A 1,836-nucleotide genomic window follows, 5' to 3' on the forward strand; every position below is an offset into this window, starting at 1 on the left:
CCGCGACAGGCCGATGCGCAGTTCAACCAGATCGTTCCGGTATTACCGTTCGTGGCATTGCCCGGTTCGAAAACGGTGGACGACATGGGCACACCGGTGCTGGCTCGCGCGGGTTATGTGTACGTGTTTTATCAAGAGAAGCTGTGGCGCGAGCTGGAGATCCACGTCAGCGAAACCGGCAACACGTATCACGACATCGACGTGGCCCGATATCGTCAGCAAAGCGGGTTTCTAGCAGGCGAGCGCAAGGCCACTGGCCAGGCGCTTGAGGACATCTGGCTACCGGCACTCTGGAACAACCGGCACGTGCAGACGCTACAGTTGTGTTTCTCGGAAATACAGCTCAGCGCGGCACGCCTTGAGCGTCTGGAAAAAGACGCGGCTTCAAGAGATCAGCGCTGCAACAGCCCTGACCTGAGCGGGTCGAAAATGCGCTTCACGGACCTGTACAAGGGCAAGCCCGATGGCAAGGCGATGCTCGATGCGTTTTCTGGCTTTGATGCCAAAAACCCTGTCGCCCAGGCACTCATCGCCCCGATCAAGGCGACCCGGCTGAATCTGCAATACAACGCGTTCCCGGTCAGCCTGGCTGCACCGCAGCGCGCCCGCCAGCCCGGTTATGAAAGGCTGCTCGATCATCCGGCGCGGTATCTGTGTGATCTGTCGGGGCAGTTTCCGGTCGAGTCCTTCAGAGAAGCCAAGGCATTTCTCGCTCAGGCTGGCAGAGGTGTTGCTGTGCAGGATGTCAGGCGCCTGGAGCTGACAGCGATGGCCGACGCGCTGCTCGCCAGTTTGCCGATCGAAGCGGATGCCGAGCCCGTCGATGCGGGGGTGCTCTGGGAAACGCAGGCCGGTGTCGTCGATGTGCTGGAAAACGCCCGCCAGCGGCAGGTCTGCGGTGTACTGCTGGACGATGCCTGCTATCGCCTGCGTCATCTGCGGCAACGTGTCGATACGTGCCAGCGACTGTTCGCGCTGTGCGCCCGATACGCCGTTCTTCACCCACACTATGCCAGCGCGTTGCTGGTGCAACAACTGGTGGTGCCGCGCAGTATTCGCGGTCAGGAAAACCCGCTGCATACGGCGATGGCCAAGCTGCATGAGCCTGGCAGGCGAGCGATCAACCAATGCACTGCCACGGTCCAGCGCGCGGTGGTCTGGCGGCACATGCTCAGTGCTCAGGACGCGCTGGTCGCCAGCCTTAAACAAAGCGCCACGGAGCAAATGCTGGCGGATCACCTGAGCCTGGAAGGTTTCGACTACGTGGCGGCTATGTATGAGTTGAGCCGGACGCTGGCGACTCTCGCGCTGCTGCCATCCAACGTCGATCCGCTGGCACCCGGTGGCGACATGGTGGATGCGGTCACGGGTGTTGGGGTATGGGATCAGGCCGTGAGCCTTGGGCAGAAGTTTTTGAACCTGACGGCCAGCGATGACACATCGTCCCTGCACCTCATGCTCTGGCCCGAATGCGATCTACAGACCGCTTGCGCGCCTTATGTCATGCCGGTTACAGATGATGAGAACAAAGGCGACGGCCGTTTTCGCGCCACCGAACTGGCCCGTTTCGAGACTCAGCCAGCGCCTGACCCCATCGCCCAAGTCACACTGGACGCCACCACCCTCGCTAACTTGCTGGCGGGCGACAGCCTGCAGAACTTCTTCCTGATCAACAACGGCAAAGCTACAACAGCGGCGCTGGTCGGGATCTTTGAAAACCTGCAAAGCGCCGCAGATGGCGCTGCGAACGCCGTCGCCAAAGCCAGCCAGACTCTTGCGTCAGCCAAAGGTAATGCAAACAGCGCCAATGCCAAGGTCCGGTCGGCAAACGACCGA

The 1,836-nt window shown here is 61.1% G+C and carries 1 protein-coding gene; it reads left to right on the forward strand.

Translation table 11 applies throughout. The features are described 5' to 3' along the window. Positions 1 to 1,836, forward strand: a 1,836-nt coding sequence (locus RYB66_RS03930) for a toxin VasX (protein ID WP_316893865.1), incomplete at both ends; no start/stop codon positions are given.

Source organism: Pseudomonas syringae group sp. 243L2 (assembly GCF_032587875.1).
In the GTDB taxonomy this organism is placed as follows: Bacteria; Pseudomonadota; Gammaproteobacteria; order Pseudomonadales; family Pseudomonadaceae; genus Aquipseudomonas; species Aquipseudomonas amygdali.